Source organism: Flavobacterium sp. XN-5, from assembly GCF_008033395.2.
Lineage (GTDB): Bacteria > Bacteroidota > Bacteroidia > Flavobacteriales > Flavobacteriaceae > Flavobacterium > Flavobacterium hiemivividum.
The window spans coordinates 38,595-57,218 of the sequence record NZ_VOGZ02000010.1; the positions used below are offsets into that span (position 1 = coordinate 38,595).

Annotated in this window: 16 protein-coding genes; 11 read left to right on the top strand and 5 right to left on the bottom strand. The window is 35.3% G+C overall.

Annotated elements, in window-relative coordinates; translation table 11 throughout:
• Positions 1–3: 3 nt before the first annotated feature.
• Positions 4–1,227 (bottom strand): exonuclease SbcCD subunit D, encoded by a 1,224-nt coding sequence (locus tag FQU23_RS14470; RefSeq protein ID WP_147674452.1) that lies wholly within the window; start codon positions 1,225–1,227, stop codon positions 4–6.
• Between the two features lie 366 nt (positions 1,228–1,593).
• On the opposite strand from FQU23_RS14470, the gene FQU23_RS14475 reads away from it, so the two are divergent.
• From FQU23_RS14475 to ygiD, 4 genes are all read left to right on the top strand, one after another.
• Positions 1,594–2,163 (top strand): pentapeptide repeat-containing protein, encoded by a 570-nt coding sequence (locus tag FQU23_RS14475; RefSeq protein ID WP_147674453.1) that lies wholly within the window; start codon positions 1,594–1,596, stop codon positions 2,161–2,163.
• A 311-nt stretch (positions 2,164–2,474) separates the two neighbouring features.
• Positions 2,475–3,863, top strand: a complete 1,389-nt coding sequence (lpdA, locus tag FQU23_RS14480; protein ID WP_147674454.1) for a dihydrolipoyl dehydrogenase — start codon at positions 2,475–2,477, stop codon at positions 3,861–3,863.
• A 325-nt stretch (positions 3,864–4,188) separates the two neighbouring features.
• Complete coding sequence (locus FQU23_RS14485) at positions 4,189–4,755, top strand: YceI family protein (protein WP_147674455.1); 567 nt, start codon at positions 4,189–4,191, stop codon at positions 4,753–4,755.
• Positions 4,756–4,845: 90 nt separating this feature from the next.
• On the top strand, positions 4,846–5,733 hold the full coding sequence (ygiD, locus tag FQU23_RS14490) for a 4,5-DOPA dioxygenase extradiol (protein WP_147674456.1): 888 nt from the start codon (positions 4,846–4,848) through the stop codon (positions 5,731–5,733).
• A 307-nt stretch (positions 5,734–6,040) separates the two neighbouring features.
• Here the strand turns inward: ygiD and FQU23_RS14495 are convergent, their stop codons facing one another.
• Positions 6,041–6,886, bottom strand: a complete 846-nt coding sequence (locus FQU23_RS14495) for an alpha/beta hydrolase family protein (RefSeq protein ID WP_147674457.1) — start codon at positions 6,884–6,886, stop codon at positions 6,041–6,043.
• Between the two features lie 334 nt (positions 6,887–7,220).
• Between FQU23_RS14495 and FQU23_RS14500 the strand changes: the two genes are divergently transcribed.
• Both FQU23_RS14500 and FQU23_RS14505 read left to right on the top strand, forming a co-directional pair.
• Positions 7,221–7,805 carry a fasciclin domain-containing protein gene (locus tag FQU23_RS14500; RefSeq protein WP_147674458.1) on the top strand — a complete coding sequence of 195 codons (585 nt, stop codon included), beginning with the start codon at positions 7,221–7,223 and terminating at the stop codon, positions 7,803–7,805.
• Between the two features lie 285 nt (positions 7,806–8,090).
• Positions 8,091–8,600: a GNAT family N-acetyltransferase gene (locus FQU23_RS14505; protein WP_147674459.1), complete on the top strand. Its 510-nt coding sequence runs from the start codon at positions 8,091–8,093 to the stop codon at positions 8,598–8,600.
• Between the two features lie 53 nt (positions 8,601–8,653).
• Here the strand turns inward: FQU23_RS14505 and FQU23_RS14510 are convergent, their stop codons facing one another.
• The 3 genes from FQU23_RS14510 to FQU23_RS14520 all read right to left on the bottom strand — a co-directional run bounded on the left by FQU23_RS14510 (position 8,654) and on the right by FQU23_RS14520 (position 10,757).
• Positions 8,654–9,037: a DUF3037 domain-containing protein gene (locus tag FQU23_RS14510; RefSeq protein ID WP_147674460.1), complete on the bottom strand. Its 384-nt coding sequence runs from the start codon at positions 9,035–9,037 to the stop codon at positions 8,654–8,656.
• Complete coding sequence (locus tag FQU23_RS14515; RefSeq protein ID WP_147674461.1) at positions 9,015–9,809, bottom strand: HipA family kinase; 795 nt, start codon at positions 9,807–9,809, stop codon at positions 9,015–9,017. Before FQU23_RS14515 ends, FQU23_RS14510 begins: the two co-directional genes overlap by 23 nt.
• Positions 9,810–9,884: 75 nt before the next feature.
• The gene (locus FQU23_RS14520; RefSeq protein ID WP_410503923.1) at positions 9,885–10,757 is read right to left on the bottom strand and encodes an NAD(P)H-hydrate dehydratase; all 873 of its coding nucleotides are present in this window, start codon (positions 10,755–10,757) and stop codon (positions 9,885–9,887) included.
• A 152-nt stretch (positions 10,758–10,909) separates the two neighbouring features.
• Between FQU23_RS14520 and FQU23_RS14525 the strand changes: the two genes are divergently transcribed.
• The 5 genes from FQU23_RS14525 to FQU23_RS14545 all read left to right on the top strand — a co-directional run bounded on the left by FQU23_RS14525 (position 10,910) and on the right by FQU23_RS14545 (position 18,552).
• Entirely contained in the window at positions 10,910–12,445 is a 1,536-nt protein-coding gene (locus FQU23_RS14525) for a S10 family peptidase (RefSeq protein WP_147674462.1), read from the top strand.
• 47 nt (positions 12,446–12,492) lie between these two features.
• Complete coding sequence (locus FQU23_RS14530; protein ID WP_147674463.1) at positions 12,493–13,890, top strand: alpha/beta hydrolase family protein; 1,398 nt, start codon at positions 12,493–12,495, stop codon at positions 13,888–13,890.
• Between the two features lie 285 nt (positions 13,891–14,175).
• A complete protein-coding gene (locus FQU23_RS14535) occupies positions 14,176–14,892 on the top strand; it encodes an AAA family ATPase (RefSeq protein WP_147674464.1) in 717 nt (238 codons plus the stop codon).
• A 312-nt stretch (positions 14,893–15,204) separates the two neighbouring features.
• The gene (gene gcvT / locus FQU23_RS14540) at positions 15,205–16,287 is read left to right on the top strand and encodes a glycine cleavage system aminomethyltransferase GcvT (RefSeq protein ID WP_147674465.1); all 1,083 of its coding nucleotides are present in this window, start codon (positions 15,205–15,207) and stop codon (positions 16,285–16,287) included.
• Between the two features lie 231 nt (positions 16,288–16,518).
• Positions 16,519–18,552: a S41 family peptidase gene (locus tag FQU23_RS14545; RefSeq protein ID WP_147674466.1), complete on the top strand. Its 2,034-nt coding sequence runs from the start codon at positions 16,519–16,521 to the stop codon at positions 18,550–18,552.
• Positions 18,553–18,624 lie beyond the last annotated feature (72 nt).

The window sequence follows — 18,624 nt, forward strand, 5'->3', positions numbered from 1 at the left end:
TCTTTATTCGTTTTTAGCTTGGCTTCCAATAATTTCGTTGAACAATGCAAACAGTTCCTCGTTAGGTTCTTGTTTGTATTTGGAAACAAAATAATCTTTAAATAATCCTTGAATGTCCTGGTCTAAATTAACTTTGGCCGTTTGCTGATTCCTATTTACGTCCTTGTTCACAATTGGGATTATAAATATAATACCATCATGACTTTCATGGATTCGCTTTAAATCCTGAGTTATAAAAAAAGTATCACTTACTAAGGTCAATTCGACTAAACAATAGGGATTTGCGAGCAACCATTCGACTGCACTATCAATAGATTCAAAACGTTTTCTATATAAAGCCCGTCCTGATTCTATTGGAATTGCGGTGTATTTTACTTCCTGGTTTGGCTGCGCTTCAATTAGAACTATTTTTTTTTCTTGGCCCGCCTCCGAAAAACTATAAGATAATGGACTGCTAGAATAAACAACTGGACTGGGATGACCGCCTATGTTTTGAAAGCGATGCAAATGTCCCAAAGCAGTATACTGTATTTGAGGCGGAATACAATCTGTGTAAACGATATCGGCATTTCCTATGCGTAATGGTTTCTCACCATCTGGTTCTTCTAAGATTTCACCGCCGCGTTTGAGCATATACAAATGTGTGGTCAAAATATTAACTCCATTTGTATCACAGTATTTATCGGCAAGTGCGGCCCAGGAATTCTGTAATAAATGGTTTAATTGTTCCTCTTTATTTTCGGCTCCTAAATACGTTTTCAATCGCATTTCATTAGCATAAGGCGTGGTAATTACACGAATAGGAAATTCATACTGCGGCAATTTTATTTCGATAAATCCATTTTCTGATTGTGTAATTTCAAATCCATTTTCGATAATAAGCCGAGGAATCGTAACATCTGGATTTCCCACAAATAGAATTCCGCATTCACGTGCCAAAGGGTTTGGAGAGTCAATTCGGTCTGGACTATCGTGATTTCCCGCAATTGCAATTACAGGCCGTTTCCCATTATTAGTAAGCCTTTTCAAGGTTTTATAAAGTAAATCAATGGCTTCCACTGGCGGATTGAAGGTGTCAAATAAATCACCGGCTACGATCACTACATCAGCATGCTGACTATCTGCAATAGTGCAAATTTCATTCATCACGATTCTTTGTTCTTCCAAACGAGAAAAATGATCCAGTTTTTTCCCTAAATGCCAGTCGGCAGTATGTAGTATTCTCATTATTTACCTTATCTATTTTAACTTGTATTGTCCTTTGTAAAATCGCGATTTTTCCAATAGCAATATCCTAAAAATAATCTGTAATTAGTCCTTATTCTCCAATTATGATTGCTTATTTTTCAACAATTGGTATTAAAAATAAACAATGGATATAACCGTCTAATTATTAAGCTGAATACCACTTTTGAGAATATTTTAGAAAAATATTATTTTTTGTGATTATACAGAACATTATATGGTCTTTGTAAAAAAACATTTTATTCTAAACAGTTCTACTTATAAATCTACTCGAAATAGTGAAACTCAAATAACTATAATTTTAATAATTGTACTTTTGCTCTTTATCACAATCATACTTAAAAACAAATGCCAGAATACTACCTTGATTTACAATACAATGACATCATTTATGGTGAAGAGGAAGTTAATTTCAAGGAATTTGAATCTTGTACCTTTACCAATTGTGATTTTACCCAATGTAATTTTATTGCTGTAACATTTATCGATTGCAATTTTAATAACTGTAATTTTAATAGTGCAAAAATCAATCATGTGGCCTTTAGAACTGTCTTTTTTACTAATTGTAAAATGACCGATATGAACTTTGCCATGTGCGACAAACTTATTTTTGAAGTGCATTTTAAAGATTGTATTTTGGATTTCTCCAAATTTTACACCCTGAAAATGAAAGGAACGACATTCACGAATAGTAGCCTTGTAGCCGTTGACTTTATGAGTACTAATTTAACGGCGGTTTCCTTTAACAACTGTGATTTATACCGTTCTGAATTTGATAAAGCAATCGCTGATAAAGCCGATTTTCGATCAAGTTATAATTACTCCATAGACCCCAGCAGGACAAAACTCAAAAAAGCACAATTTTCACTGGATGGATTAAAAGGCTTGCTAAACAAATATGATATCGTGGTTCAATAAGTGGAAATAGCCTCCTAAGTTGTAAAAAACTAGTTTAATTTCGAAATTTGGAATCATCCCATCTGAAAAAAAAGAGTCGAAAATAAATCGAATTCCCATAGTACAAACTATCCATATCCTTGAGTCTACCAGTTTTAGAACTAGTTATTTATCAGAACTATACCACATTACTTTGGTATATTTTATCCCATTCCCTTTTTGATCGTCCCTATCGTATTTCAATCTTTAAAACTTTGTTTCCTCTAATCTTTCCAAAAACAGAATAAATCCTTAAATTCGCCAAATCAATTAATTTAGAAAATCTTGTAAAAATGAAATACGATATCATTGTTTTAGGAAGTGGACCAGGCGGATATGTTACTGCCATTAGAGCATCACAATTAGGCTTTAAAGTAGCCGTAATTGAAAAAGAAAACTTAGGTGGTGTTTGTTTAAACTGGGGTTGTATCCCTACCAAAGCATTACTGAAATCAGCTCAGGTTTTTGATTATCTAAAACACGCTTCTGATTATGGATTGACTGTTTCATCATTTGACAAAGATTTTCCTGCAGTTGTACAACGCAGTAGAACGGTTGCTTCAGACATGAGCAAAGGAGTTCAATTCTTGATGAAAAAAAATAAAATTGACGTAATTAATGGTTTTGGAAAACTAAAACCAGGTAAAAAAGTTGATGTTACTGACAAAGACAAAAAAGTTACAGAATATAGCGCAGACCATATTATCGTTGCTACAGGAGCTCGCTCTCGTGAATTGCCAAACTTGCCACAAGATGGCGTAAAAGTAATTGGCTACCGTCAAGCAATGACCTTACCGACACAACCTAAGTCGATAATCATCGTAGGTTCTGGAGCGATAGGAGTAGAATTTGCACATTTTTACAACTCAATGGGAACGGAAGTTACTATTGTAGAATTCATGCCAAATATTGTTCCTGTTGAAGACGAAGACATTTCGAAACAAATGGAACGTTCCATGAAAAAAGCAGGCGTAAAAATCATGACCAACTCTTCTGTTGAAACAATTGATACAACTGGAGCAGGTGTAAAAGCATTTGTAAAAACGGCCAAAGGAGAAGTAGTCCTAGAAGCAGACATCTTGCTTTCGGCTGTTGGAATTAAAACTAACATTGAAAACATCGGACTAGAAGAAGTAGGAATCGCAACTGACAGAGATAAAATTCTTGTAAACGCTTACAATGCAACTAATATTCCAGGTTACTACGCCATTGGTGATGTTACTCCAGGGCAAGCATTGGCTCACGTAGCTTCGGCTGAAGGTATTAATTGTGTGGAGAAAATTGCAGGAATGCATGTAGATGCTATCGATTATGGAAACGTACCGGGTTGTACTTATGCGACTCCCGAAATTGCATCTGTAGGACTGACTGAAAAACAAGCTAAAGAAAAAGGATACGAATTAAAAATTGGTAAGTTCCCGTTCTCAGCATCAGGAAAAGCAAAAGCTGCTGGAACTCCAGACGGATTTGTAAAAGTTATCTTTGACGCTAAATATGGCGAATGGTTAGGATGTCACATGATAGGCGCCGGAGTTACGGATATGATTGCTGAGGCAGTTGTAGCACGTAAACTGGAAACTACAGGACACGAAATCCTAAAATCAATTCACCCACACCCTACAATGAGTGAGGCTGTCATGGAAGCAGTTGCTGACGCTTACGGCGAAGTAATCCATTTGTAGATTAAATTAAGCAGGTACGAACTTAAAAAGTACCCGTCTTAAATATAGAAATCCGATTGGTACAAGCCAATCGGATTTTTTTATAGTTCATTTTTTTTTTAGGGCGTGCCCCTACTTTCACTCCGTTGCAGTAGCGTCACTATTACTTACGCTTAGATTTAAGTGTGGTCTGGAATTGTCACTAATTTTTAAATCCTATGAGTAACCTAAACTCAAAGAAATCCTGCTTCATTTCCTATATTTACAACTCAACTACCGAGTAGTATCATTAAAAATAGAAGCATTATCGCTAATTTTGTAATTCAATAAATTTAAATGTAAGATTATGAAAAAGACAGTTTATTTATTAGCAATGACCTTAATAACTTTAGGTTCTTACGCACAGATCCAATGGAAAGTAGACCCTAATCATTCTTCCTTAAATTTTGATATTTCCCACTCCGGAATTAGTATTGTAAACGGGAAATTTTTAGAATACACAGGAAACTTAACTACAAGCGGAGAAAAACTACAAAATGCAAATTTTGATTTTACCGTTGATGTAAAAAGTATAAACACTAATGTCGAAGCCCGGGACAAACATTTGCAAAGTGCCGACTTTTTTGAAGTTGAAAAATATCCTAATTTGACTTTCAAAAGCAGTAAAATTTTAGCGACTGGCAAACCAGACCAGTATTTACTATACGGTAAGCTTACCATAAAGAACGTTACGAGAGACGTGATATTTGATGTAATTTATGGAGGAATTGCCAAGAGCTACAAAGGAGAAAAATTAGGAATGAAAGCCCAAACAGTCATCAATAGATTTGATTATAATATCAATTATGACCCAACGGCTGTTGGCATTGGAAAAGATGTAACCATTGTAGTTCACTTACAATTTGCCAAGTAGTACAGTTTTTAAAATTTAGAGCAGAGAAATATTCGATCGATAATTGGTTGAGTAAAAAACAGCTCAAAACGACTTTTTGATAAAAAAGAAATGAATCGAAAGCAATTTTTAAAAACAATGGCATTATTGCCTTTAACACCTTCAAGTATGAATTTAACAGATTTAAATAAAATGACTTCAACATTGAGTAACACAAGCAAAATGCCTGTGTTGTTCCTTGGTCACGGAAGTCCTATGAATGCAATCGAAGAAAACGAATTTGTTTCGGTATTCAAAAAACTGGGGGAAGAATTGCTACGACCAAATGCTATACTTTGTGTTTCGGCACATTGGGAAACCAAAGGAACTTTTGTAACAGCCATGCAAACTCCACGAACAATTCACGATTTTGGTGGTTTTCCACAAGCATTATTCGACATTCAATATCCTGCACCAGGAAGTCCAGAATTAGCTCTAGAAACTAAAAATAGCATCACCAAAACAGAAGTTGGATTAGACGATAAATGGGGGCTTGACCACGGCGCCTGGAGTGTGATTAGTCATCTTTATCCAAATGCAGATATTCCAGTAATACAAATGAGCATAGACTATTCGCAGCCTCCAAAATATCATTATGAACTAGCAAAAGAAATAAGTAGCCTTCGCCAAAAGGGAGTCTTGATAATTGGAAGTGGAAATATGGTTCATAATTTACGTTTAGTCGCTTGGGAAAAGTTGAATGAACATTATGCTTTTGATTGGGCCACAGAAGCAAACGAAAAGATGAAAAGCTATATCTTAAGTGGAGACCATCAAAAATTGATCGATTTTAAATCGCAAGGAAAAGCCTTTGATTTAGCTATCCCAACACCTGAACATTATTTGCCATTGCTTTATACCTTGGCATTGAAAGAAGAAAATGAAAAAATAACGTTATTTAATGATAAATCTGTGGGTGGTTCAATGTCTATGACGTCCTTAAAAATAGAATCTAATTGAGATGTAAAAAATGGCAGTAGCTAACATCTTAAATGAAAAATTGCTTCAAAGTACCTAAGCCGTTCGTCGAAATCGAGGAGTTAATGGAATTAATTTTTCGCTGTTAAACGTGCTACTTTAGATTTTCCAATAAAAAGCTTACTAATTGTAAGTAGACTTTATATTGAGATCGTATCAAAAATACAAAACCACGCTACGAAATAACATCTCTAATCTAAAATTTGTTTCTTCCATTTCTACAAAAAAAGGGAAATGTTAAAGCACAATATTTATTCAAAAATTAATGAAATAGAAATTGAGAAGGTAACTAGCTCAAGAAAAACTCCTTAGTGACTCTAACCAATTCTTCGCTATGTTCTGGTAATTCTGTCGCTGTACAGGGATGTGAAGCTCCAAAAACATGATTGGCTTCAGGAATAATATGATTTTTGGCTTTGGTAAAATGTTTCTTTAGCAAATTGAATTCTTCCATTTTTACGGCTTCATCATTTGTCCCTTGAACTATTAAATACGGAATTTGGAGCTTTTTACTCCAATTAAGCAAGCTATACTTTTCTTTATTGGTTTCTATATCCTCCAAGACTTCAATGTGCAACGGCATCATCTGATTTGTTCTCGCATTTTTAATATACTGAACGCCTTCAGCTCGCCAGCTATCAATAAATTTGGAATTCCAAGAACGATGAAAATCAAATGGACTCGCCCAGGTACATACTTTTTCAATTTTAGTTTCATATTGAGTGCAATACAATAATGCCGAAACGCCGCCTTTACTATGACCAATAATAAAAATTTTTTTAGTGTTAATTTTCGATAAAAATTCCGGTAATTCATTGACTATAAATTGCTCTACACTCTTTATATCTTCCATTTCTTTACCCAAAGTATTTTTGGCAAATTTATCGAGATCAGTAAATTCGACTGAATCTTCAAGTCCCATTCCGTTATGCGAAAAATTGAACTTTAAAAAGGCAAAACCATTTTTCACAAAATAATCGGCTATCATTGACCAACAACCCCAGTCTTTAAAGCCTTTGAATCCATGACAAAAAATAATTATCCCTTTTTGTTCCGGAGATTCAGAATAACTTAAATCCAATGCAAATTGCTCATTTAACGCCCCTTTGAGGATAAATTTTCTATTTAGTATCATTCTATTTCTTTTAAACTGCAATAAACAAAGATAAGGAGTTGGCGGAATTATAGCTCTTAAAAAATAATAGTAATCTAAAAAAAGAAGTTTTAATCATCTATATCAGTCTATAATATTACTAAATCAGGCTAAACTTCATGAAAATTTTATAAAAAATTCTACGGGTTCAATCCATGAATAGTACCTCTTATTTCTAGTTATCAAAGAACTCAATAGCAGTTATTTAAAAGCCATTAACAATAAAATGTTTAATTTTTTGTTAATAATGTTAGACAAAAGATATAAAGAACTATATTTGAACCTATTAATTAATTTTAAACTAAAAATAGTAACTATGAAATTAGCAAAAACATTTAGTACTCTTGTGCTAGTAGGATTAATCACTGCCTCTTGTGGGAAAAAAGAAAAAGAGGAATCAATGGATATGACAGATTCAACAACCGTTGTAGTTGATACAATGGCCGTTGCAGAAACACCAAACATTGTAGGTGTCGCATCTGATAATGCAGACTTCTCTACCCTTGTAACAGCAGTACAAGCAGCTGGATTAGTTGAAACATTAAGCAGCGAAGGTCCTTTTACGGTTTTTGCACCAAATAACGCTGCATTTGCAAAGCTTCCAGCAGGAACTGTAGATAGCTTATTAAAACCAGAAAGTGCTGATAAATTAAAATCCGTTTTGACTTACCATGTTGTGTCAGGAAAATTTGATGCTGCAACGGTAATCGATGCAATAAACAAAAATAACGGAAAATACACTGTTACAACTGTTCAAGGAGGTACCATTACCTTAAGCTTGAAGGACGGAAAAGTGATGTTGACTGATGCAAATGGAGGGACTGCAACAGTTATTCTTGCTGATGTAGCTGCTTCAAACGGAGTTATTCATGCAATTGATACCGTAGTTATGCCTAAATAAGGTTTTAACTCATTTGATTACAAAACCGTTACAGCAGTGTAGCGGTTTTTTTGTTTCTAAGTTTAAACAAATTCTAATTGCTGGTAATGAAATTGAGAAGTGAATTTATTACTACAGTTTTTAGAACAGCTTTTACTCTATCAGATAATTAGAATTGTAATAAAAATAGAAGCATTGAAAAAAACACATCACATCATAATAACTACAAAAATTCAAGATAATTAAGCCTTCATTTTTTTATCTTTGAAAATTATATAGCCACAGTACCGAACTTAGAAAACATACATGATTACAAAAGCGAAACCCAAAGATATTTCGAGCTTAAATAAATTAATCAACTCTGCTTACCGTGGCGAATCGTCTAAAAAAGGATGGACCACCGAAGCCGAACTTTTGGAAGGCAGCCGTACTACTGAGGTGGAATTAGCAGAAATTATAGCCAATACGAACAACACACTACTAAAATTCACGGAGAAAAACCAGATTGTAGGCTGTGTTTTATTGATCGAAAAAGAGCAGCAATTGTATTTAGGAATGCTCACCGTTTCGCCCGAGATACAAAATAGCGGCATTGGAAAAAAATTACTACATCAAGCCGAGATTCACGCAAAAGCATTGGATTTACCCAAAATTGTAATGACGGTTATCTCTCTTCGCGAAGAATTGATTGTTTGGTACAAACGTCACGGTTATTTAGATACAGGAGCAAGAGAACCTTTTCCAGTAAGCGATGTTCATATTCCGATTTTACAAACACCTCTGGAATTTATGGTATTAGAAAAAAATATAATCTAACCAATATAATATCACTAACTTAATTAATAGATTTTCAAGGAGTTAATATTTAATTATAAAACCATTTCTTTAAATAACCATTCTGTTTTATTTTCTAAATCATCACATAATCCAGGATGCGGTCTAGAGGTTTGAATCGCCGAACTGCGCAAAGCCGTTAACCAACGAAAACGAGATGGAATATCAAATTGTGCAATGGGTCCGCCCTCTTTGCTTCCATGAGCTATTTTCTGGAAAGATTCTAGGTTTAACTGCAGCTGCTCTAGGTCTAACTCCCCACAAAACAATTGCATCTTTGCGACGTCAATGGTATAAAGCATTTTGATGAATTTTGCTTTCTTGCAAAAAACAACAATCCCTACATTGAGGAACTCTTCACGTTCTACCCTTGGTACAACGCGGATTACCGAGTACTCATATAAGTGTTTCTCTTGCATTTTGGGCTTCTTTAATGAAAATTTGAGAATGGTTCAGGCGCATGGATAAAAACTGAAGATACACCGCGCGCACTTCCTCAGGGCTTTCGTCTGTATCTTGCCAATCAAGCCATTCTACAGGAATGAGGTTTACTATAGATTTAAGGGTTTCGGCTGTTAAAATCGTTTTGAATAAAGCATCAGCTTCTTGCAACATGGAAGCTTGTGGCAACAGCACATGGTCTTTAATCAGTGCAAACGGACTTTGCGCATGCTTCTCCCAATTTGTCCACGAATGATGAAAATAGAAACTTGCCCCATGATCGATAAGCCATAATTCTTTATGCCAGATCAACATATTAGTATTTCTAAAAGTGCGATCTACATTTGTAATAAATGCATCCAACCATACAATTTGAGAGGCTAGTTTAGCATCTACTACTGTAACAACGGGATCAAAATTGATGGCTCCAGAAAGAAAATGCAAGGCAAGATTAAGACCTTGACTTCCTTGCAATAAATCCTGTATTTCCTCATCGGCTTCAGTGCGTCCAAAAGCTTCGTCGAGATTAGCATACACTAACTCAGGAATCTGTAATTTTAAAACACGTGCAATTTCACCGCCTATCAATTCGGCGATTAGGGCTTTCACACCATGTCCGGCACCCTTGAATTTTAAAACATATTTAAAATCATCGTCGGCTTCCGCCAATGCTGGCAACGAACCACCTTCTCGCAAAGGGGTAATATACCGTGTAACATTTACGGTTCTAAGATCGGATTTGTTTTCCATAATCTATTATTAATTGTACTAAAAGCAGGGATGCAAACGTACGAATAACTACGACGAATTGTAGTACAAGCACAATTATTTATTACTGTTTTCTATCCCCAAAAATGCTTTACCTATATTTTCAATACTATCCGAAGCGATAAAAGCTTGAGTCCCTATTTCTGGCAAAGCAATATCTGCGGTAAATCCATGAAGATAGACCGCGAGAATTGCCGCGTCAATAGGCTCATAAGATTGTGCCAATAAACTGCAAATCATTCCAGTTAGTACATCACCGCTTCCGGCTGTTGCCAAGGCGGCATTTCCTGTGGTGTTCCTGTACACCGTTTCGGCATTAATAATATGCGTTGGAGCACCTTTCATAACTACTATTACATCGTACTGCATAGAGAAAGTAATTGTTTTCTCTAATTTTTCTTCCTCTGAATCCCAACTTCCAATTAGTCGCTCCAATTCTTTGAGATGTGGTGTCAGAATTGTTTTAGCCGGCAATAAGGCAAGCCACGATCTATTTTTGGAAAGAATATTAAGTGCATCCGCATCAACCACTAGCGGAATGTTATTGGTAATTAGAAATTCGTGAAATGCTTTTTGCGTCGCTTCCTCCTGCCCTAATCCAGGACCAATTGCTATCGCTTGCGGTTTAATATCGAATACAATGTTCGAAATGTATTTTCTTTCCGCATCCGTGATGACCATAACTTCCGGAATTGCTATTTGAACAATATTGTAGCCACACTTAGGAATAAAAGCAGTTACTAGGCCACAGCCCGTTTTTAGACAACCTTTTGAAGCTAAGACGGCAGCCCCAATCTTCCCATAACTTCCCGCAATGATTAATGCATGGCCTTGAGCGCCTTTGTGGGTTTGGCTATCAATTGCTTTGTAGCGATTGCGTATTTCTATTTCGTCAACAGTTATGAGTTTCATCGTGGAATTTGTTTGCATAAAATTACGAATTTTAAAATCAAACTAGTTGCGTCCAATAAAATATGCTATAGATTCTTACAAATATTGTAGTCAGTATTTGTTCTTCATTTAAAATATAATACTTTAGTAACTTCAAATTATACTTACCATTAAACCAGTTTTATAAGCTCATGAAAAAAACATTATTTTTATTAATCTTAGTTGGTTGCATCAGCACTTCGTATGCTCAACAAACTACAGCACAGTCTAAAGAATCAAAAGAACCTAAAAAAGAGAGTAGTTCCTCTTCGAATCTCATTTTTAATCCAGACCAAAGTGTAGTCACTAACCATACTACCACTATAAAAGGTCAAAAAATCCCTTACAAAGCAACGACGGGTACCATGCCTGTTTGGGATGAAGAAGGCAAAGTAATTGCAGGATTGTTTTATACTTATTATGAACGCTCTGATGTTAAAAATCGTGCGGCACGACCTCTAGTAATTTCGTTTAACGGTGGCCCAGGATCTGCTTCCGTGTGGATGCATATCGCTTATACTGGTCCTGCCCTATTAAATATTGATGACGAAGGATATCCATTGCAGCCCTATGGAATAAAAGAAAATCCATATTCTATTTTAGATGTTGCCGATATAGTTTTTGTAAATCCAGTAAATACAGGCTACTCCAGAATGACAAATAAGGAAACGCCTAAATCTACCTTTTTTGGAGTAAATGCCGACGTAAAATACCTTGCCGATTGGATTAGCGGATTTGTAACTCGCACGGAGCGCTGGGCTTCACCTAAATACTTAATCGGCGAAAGCTACGGAACAACACGTGTTTCTGGACTTGCACTCGAATTGCAAAACAGTGAATGGATGTATCTAAATGGTGTTATATTAGTTTCTCCTACAACCTTAGGAATAACTCGCGGAGTCGCTGCTGATGCTGCTCTTAAATTGCCTTATTTTGCCGCTACAGCATGGTATCACAAAATGCTGCCTGCCGATTTGCAAAGCAAAGACTTAACCGCAATGTTGCCCGAAGTCGAAGACTTTACAATGAATGAGTTACTACCCGCACTTAGCAAAGGTGGATTTCTAGAGGAAGGAAAAAGAAAAGAGATAGCGACAAAAATAGCACGCTACTCTGGACTTTCAGAGAAAGCGGTGCAGCAGAATAACTTAGATGTTCCCTTTAATTATTTCTGGAAAGAACTTTTAAGAGAACAGGGCTTTACTGTAGGAAGACTGGATTCTCGTTACAAAGGAATCGACAGCAAGGACGCTGGAGACCGACCAGATTTTAACGCTGAGCTAACTTCATGGTTACACTCTTTTACTCCCGCCATCAATATTTATCTTCGAAATAATTTGAATTACAAAACCGACTTTAAATACAATATGTTTGGTCCAGTGCATCCTTGGGATAGATCAAATGATCAAACAGGAGAAAATCTTCGTCAGGCGATGGCTCAAAATCCATACTTACATGTCATGGTGCAAGCCGGATATTATGATGGTGCCTGCGATTATTTTAATTCGAAATACAATTTATGGCAAATGGACCCCAGCGGAAAGTTGAAAGATAGAATGAGCTGGAAAGGCTATGAAAGTGGACATATGATGTATTTAAGAAAGCAAGATTTAGAAACTGCTAATGAAGACATTAGAGAGTTCATAAAGCAATCATTGCCTAAAGATGGTCAAGCAGCGAAATATTAAGTTATTTCTTTCTAGGAGAAAAATACAACAAATTAAACATAAATTACATGAGAACATTTTCAATTTTACTGATTATACTTTTATCCTCATTTACAGTTAGAGCACAAGATATTACTGGACAATGGAATGGTGTATTAAAAGTGCAAGGAACACAGTTAAGACTTGTTTTTAATGTAACCAAATCGGATAATACGTTTAGCGCGTCAATGGACAGCCCTGATCAAGGCGCAAAAGGGATTCCTGTGACCAAAACAACTTTTGAAAACTCAAGAATTAAATTTGAAATTGCAAACGCCGGAATTGCATACGAAGGCGAATTAAAAGAAAACGAAATCATTGGAACTTTTAAACAAGCAGGCCAAGAATTCCCAATGAATTTATCTAGAAAAGCCATCGATAAGGAAGTCATAAAAAGACCACAAGAGCCTTCAAAACCGTACTCCTATTATTCTGAAGATATAACATTTGAGAATCCAAAAGCACGCATTTCCTTAGCGGGAACCTTAACGCTTCCTGAAGAAGAAGGTGTCTTTCCTGTAGTGATTTTAATTTCTGGAAGTGGTCCTCAAAACAGAGATGAAGAATTATTAGGACACAAACCATTTCTAGTTATCTCTGACTATTTAACCAAAAACGGAATTGCAGTGCTACGATATGACGATAGAGGTGTTGGAAAATCCAAAGGAGATTTTAAAACCGCTACTTCGGCCGACTTTGCCACCGATGTAGAAAGTGCTATTAGTTATTTGAAAACCAGAAAAGAAATCAACAAAAAACAGATTGGTTTAATAGGTCATAGTGAAGGTGGTCTAATTGCCCCTATGGTTGCTTCAAAATCAAAAGACGTTAGTTTTATTGTGCTTTTAGCAGGAACAGGAATTCAAGGAGACCAATTGTTGTTACTACAACAATCGCTAATTGCAAGAGCAAACGGCGCAACGGAAACCGACATAAAAAAAACAATTCAGAACAACAAAGTACTTTTTGAAATGGTCGTAAATTCAAATGACGATCAAAAGCTAAAAACAGCACTGACAAACCAAATAAATGAACTTCTAAAAAATGATACTACTGCTAAAATTCCAAACGGAATGTCAAAAGAGGCTTATGTTTCCTTACAAGTAGATCAAATTACAAGTCCGTGGATGCAGTACTTTTTAAAATATAATCCAGCGCCAGCACTAGAAAAAGTACGATGTCCAGTCTTAGCTATTAATGGCGAAAAAGACTTACAAGTTCCACCAAAAGAAAATCTCACGGCAATAAAAAACGCTTTAACAAAAGGAGGAAATAAAAACACAACCACAATGGAATTATCTGGCTTGAATCACTTATTTCAAGAATCTAAAACCGGTTCTCCAGCGGAATATGCGGCTATTGAACAAACATTCTCACCTACAGCATTAATTGAGATTACCAAATGGATAAAAATACAAACGAGATAAAAAATGACTTAATAGTAAAAGTTTCGTTGAGATTGCAACACTTGTCCCTTGTCCAGATTATATTCATAAAGTACTACATTGTACAACAACTATTGCCGCAATTATATACATTAGAATCATAAATAAATAAATAAATAAATATTATTACTATCAATCAAATTAAAAATTCTACAGTACAAGTACTTTGATGACTGCTACTTTTAGTCAAATTTTTAGATAGCTAAATTAATAATCCTATTTGTTATTATTGTTTAAATTTGCAGGCAAAAAAACAGCAATACGACAATGGAGCTATTTAATCTTATCATCAACGACAAAGAAATTGTTTCTTTGGATGACATTTTCCTTAACGAATACAACCAAAAGCAAATTCAGCAACTTGTCAAAGAGCATAAATATGTTGACGCCCTTACTAAATACGGCTTGCCTGTTAACAACAAGATACTACTAGAAGGAAACTCTGGCTGCGGAAAAACAACCACGGCTAAAGCAATTGCAAATGCACTTGGCAAACCTATTCTCAGCTTGAATTTAAGTAATATCGTTTGTTCTCGAATTGGTGAAACATCACAAAACATCAAGCAAGTATTTGATAAAGCTGGAAGAGAAAAAACAGTACTTTTCTTGGATGAGTTTGACCAAATAGGAAAAGCGAGAGGAAACGATGATAATGATGTGGGCGAAATGCGTCGATTAGTAAATACCATTATCCAATTAATCGATTATTTCCCTAAAAACGCCCTCTTAATCTGCGCGACTAACCACCCCGAAATTATTGATATTGCACTGATGCGAAGGTTTCAATTGCGCATCAATTTTGAAATGCCTTCAGCTGCAATATTAGATACATATTACGATAAATTGCTAGCTTCCTTTCCTATCGAAATGCAAAAAATCGAACGCAAATACGCCATTTCATTTGCGGAGGCAAGAGATTATGCTTTTACAATAGTTAAAGCGACCTTACTCGAAAAATTAGAAAAAGAGGAATCTTTCGAATAATTCATCATCGATAGAATTCTATTGTAAATATTCTGGATTTTCGCAAACTCGTAATAGGAAATCCTGAGTTGAACCGAGCACCACTGCCCTAGCCCAGATAGAAATAGAAAGCCCACAGTCTCGTGGCGCCCTTTGGCGTGACGAGGCGCGGACTTGCAGTGGATAGCTAGAATAGCTCCGAAAAACAATTTTATTGAAAAATTAATGCGAGTTTTCGAAAACGATTGAATCTTTTAACTTTGCTCCCGCTCTCCTTTGCCACTCCATAAAAAAGCAATAAATTAGCGACTTCAAATTTTATACAAACACACAATGAAAAATACTGCGATTACGCACATACACGAAAGTTTAGGAGCTAAAATGCTTCCGTTTGCTGGATACAATATGCCAATTACTTATGAAGGAGTGAATGCTGAGCACGAAACAGTGCGAAATGCTGTGGGAGTTTTTGATGTTTCTCACATGGGGGAATTCTTGCTTACTGGTCCAAATGCATTGGCTTTGATCCAAAAAGTTTGTTCTAATGATGCATCGACTTTGACAATTGGTAAAGCGCAATATTCTTGCTTGACAAACAATGATGGCGGAATTGTAGATGATTTGATTATCTATAAAATGAAAGAAGAAGAGTATTTGTTAGTGGTAAATGCTTCGAATATTGAAAAAGATTGGGAATGGATTTCGGCTCGAAATGATGTAGATGCTGACATGAAAAACCTTTCAGATGACTATTCTTTGTTTGCTATTCAAGGGCCAAAGGCTGTTGAAGCAATGCAACCTTTATCATCATTAGATTTAGCTGCAATTCCTTATTACCATTTTGAAGTGGGTGATTTTGCTGGTTTTGATAATGTAATCATTTCGGCAACTGGATATACAGGTTCTGGAGGTTTTGAAATTTATTGTAAAAATGACCAAGCAGAAGCAATTTGGAATAAAGTTTTTGAAGCTGGAGCAGCTTTCGGAATCAAACCAATTGGTTTAGCAGCACGTGATACTTTGCGTCTTGAGATGGGTTTCTGTTTGTACGGGAACGACATTAGCGACACAACTTCTCCATTAGAAGCTGGATTGGGTTGGATTACTAAATTCACAAAAGAGTTTACTAATTCTGAGAACTTGAAAAAACAAAAAGAAGAAGGCGTTACTAGAAAAATTGTTGCTTTTGAAATGCAAGAACGTGCCGTGCCAAGACATGACTACGAAATCGTAGACGCAACTGGAGCTGTAATCGGTATTGTAACTTCAGGAACAATGTCTCCATCTATGAATAAAGGAATTGGATTGGGTTATGTAACCGTAGTAAATAGTGCCGTGGATAGCGATATCTTTATTAGAATTCGTAAAAACGATGTACCTGCTAAAGTGGTAAAATTACCTTTCTACAAGAAATAAATCAATACTTAGTACTAAACCGCTAATTCGTTAATTTTCCATTACATCTACAAAGATGTTTTAAAAATTATCGAATTGGCGGTTTTTTTTTGCAATATCCTCTCTTACTTTATGTCTAATTTTTTATTTAAATAGCACTTTAAAATTAGTTACTGTATAGCACTTTACGTAACTTTAGGTATCCCAAAAATTATTTAGCTTTTAGCTGTTTTTGAAAATTATTAAACGAAGATGAAAAAAATAACTCTAGTCTTCTTCCTCGCTGCATTTTCGCTTTTTGGCCAGAATGATAGGGACGCATGTATTTTACTTTCGAAAATAAACACACTAATTCAGAATTACCATATACAGCCAAAACCGATAGACGATAGTTTGTCAACCTATGTATTTGATTCCTTCATCGACGGCCTTGATCCTTCTCGAACTGTTTTCCTAAAATCAGAATACGAGTCGCTTGTTTATAAATACCGCTTGCAGTTAGACGATTTAATTAAGGGAAACGATTGCTCCTTTAGCTCAGATATTGTCTCGCTTTATAAAACCGGCCTTTTGAGAAACAGAACCATTTTAGAAAAAATGAAAACTGATGTGATTGATTATAGCCAAAAGGATACGATTCGGTATTACAAAAAAGCATTTCCATTTTATCTGGAAGCAGACAAAGTTGAAAGCGCTTGGAGAAAAAAAATTAAGTATGAGATTCTGGAAGAAATTGTTTCTCAAAACATCAAATTAGATTCAATTGAAGCTAACTTTTCCACATTAGAAAAAAAAACTAAATTTCTAATTATCGAAAATGAGATTTGTAAAATAAATGCGATACTCCAAAGAAAACCAGGATTAGAAACTAGTGTATTTGATCACTTTTGCAGTTATTTTGATCCGCATACTAACTATTTTAACTTGGATATCAAATCCAGTTTTATGGCTTCTTTATCCAAAGAACATTTATCATTAGGACTAAACGTAAGTTTGAACAGTCGCAACGAAATTATAGTTATCAAATTAGATCCCAACGGTCCTGCTTTTCAAACTGGAGCAATAAAAAAAGGGGACCAGATTATTGCGATTTCTAACCTCAAAGAAACATTGCAAGTTTCCTGCTCCAGTATAGAATCAATTTCGAATATGATTCTATCTGATGCTAATAAAAAAATAGTGTTGACGCTGAGAAGAAGCACAGGTAAAAACTTTGATGTACTAATAGAGAAAAAACTCTTAAAAGACAAGGGAAATGCAGTTTACAGTTTTCTAATCACTCATAAAAAACGCAGCTATGGCTATGTTAAAATCCCCGCTTTTTATGCTGATTTTGAAGGAAACAACGGCAAAGGAAGTGCCGAAGATGTAGCGCTAGAAGTTCTAAAACTTCAAAAAGACAGTATTGAAGGTGTAATCATTGATTTAATAGACAATGGTGGTGGCTCGATGGAAGAAGCTATAAAACTTGCTGGAATGTTTCTCGATACTGGAGCTATTTCAGTTATTTTGGACAATAAAAAAGCGCAGATGATAATCAATGATCCCTATCCAGGAATGATTTATGAAGACCCAATTGTAATACTCGTAAATGGAAATTCGGCTTCAGCAAGTGAGTTTTTTGCCTCTGTAATTCAAGATTACAATCGGGCAGTATTGTTAGGTAGTGCGACAATTGGTAAAGCGACAATGCAGTCCATAGTTCCTTTAGACGATGATGAAGAGGAAAACTTTTTGAAACTTAGCATTAATAAATTTTATAGAATAACTGGAAAAAGTGTGCAAGCTATTGGCATAATTCCCAATGTCCTAGTCCCTGAAATTTATGAAACTATATATGACAAAGAGCGCAACTATCCTACTGCTTTTAAAAATGACAGCATAGTAACTTCTATAAGGTTTAATAAATTCCAAGAAAATAGCGTTATAGAAAAAATTGCTAAAAAAAGTACCAATAGAATCGCTGCCAACTCGTATTTCAACGAAATAAAAGAACTCAATACTAAAATTGATAATTTAATGAACACCCCAAAAATCTCAAGACCGCTTACCCTAGCGAGCATCATTAATGACAAGGCTGAAATCAATGAATTATGGCAGGAAATAAATGCTTTCGATACAAAAACAAACAAATTGATTATCCATAATTGCCGACTTAATAATTACCTGTTAACTATTAATCCGACTGAAAAAGCAAACAATGAATTTCAATTGCAGGACTTGAGAAAAAACCACTATTTGAATGAAGCCATTGCGATAATAGATGAATTGAAGTCAACAAAATGATAAAAAAAGGAAAAAAATATCGAAATACATAAAAAGAACAGAACAGGTTTTTGGTATAAATACGGAATAACT

Coding starts and splice junctions, on each gene's coding strand:
- FQU23_RS14545 (WP_147674466.1), top strand. CDS start 16,519: ATGAAAAAAATAACTCTAGTCTTCTTCCTCGCTGCATTTTCGCTTTTT.
- FQU23_RS14520 (WP_410503923.1), bottom strand. CDS start 10,757: ATGCAAACAAATTCCACGATGAAACTCATAACTGTTGACGAAATAGAA.
- lpdA (WP_147674454.1), top strand. CDS start 2,475: ATGAAATACGATATCATTGTTTTAGGAAGTGGACCAGGCGGATATGTT.
- FQU23_RS14470 (WP_147674452.1), bottom strand. CDS start 1,227: ATGAGAATACTACATACTGCCGACTGGCATTTAGGGAAAAAACTGGAT.
- FQU23_RS14510 (WP_147674460.1), bottom strand. CDS start 9,037: ATGCAAGAGAAACACTTATATGAGTACTCGGTAATCCGCGTTGTACCA.
- FQU23_RS14495 (WP_147674457.1), bottom strand. CDS start 6,886: ATGATACTAAATAGAAAATTTATCCTCAAAGGGGCGTTAAATGAGCAA.
- ygiD (WP_147674456.1), top strand. CDS start 4,846: ATGAATCGAAAGCAATTTTTAAAAACAATGGCATTATTGCCTTTAACA.
- FQU23_RS14485 (WP_147674455.1), top strand. CDS start 4,189: ATGAAAAAGACAGTTTATTTATTAGCAATGACCTTAATAACTTTAGGT.
- FQU23_RS14500 (WP_147674458.1), top strand. CDS start 7,221: ATGAAATTAGCAAAAACATTTAGTACTCTTGTGCTAGTAGGATTAATC.
- FQU23_RS14535 (WP_147674464.1), top strand. CDS start 14,176: ATGGAGCTATTTAATCTTATCATCAACGACAAAGAAATTGTTTCTTTG.
- gcvT (WP_147674465.1), top strand. CDS start 15,205: ATGAAAAATACTGCGATTACGCACATACACGAAAGTTTAGGAGCTAAA.
- FQU23_RS14525 (WP_147674462.1), top strand. CDS start 10,910: ATGAAAAAAACATTATTTTTATTAATCTTAGTTGGTTGCATCAGCACT.
- FQU23_RS14530 (WP_147674463.1), top strand. CDS start 12,493: ATGAGAACATTTTCAATTTTACTGATTATACTTTTATCCTCATTTACA.
- FQU23_RS14505 (WP_147674459.1), top strand. CDS start 8,091: ATGATTACAAAAGCGAAACCCAAAGATATTTCGAGCTTAAATAAATTA.
- FQU23_RS14475 (WP_147674453.1), top strand. CDS start 1,594: ATGCCAGAATACTACCTTGATTTACAATACAATGACATCATTTATGGT.
- FQU23_RS14515 (WP_147674461.1), bottom strand. CDS start 9,809: ATGGAAAACAAATCCGATCTTAGAACCGTAAATGTTACACGGTATATT.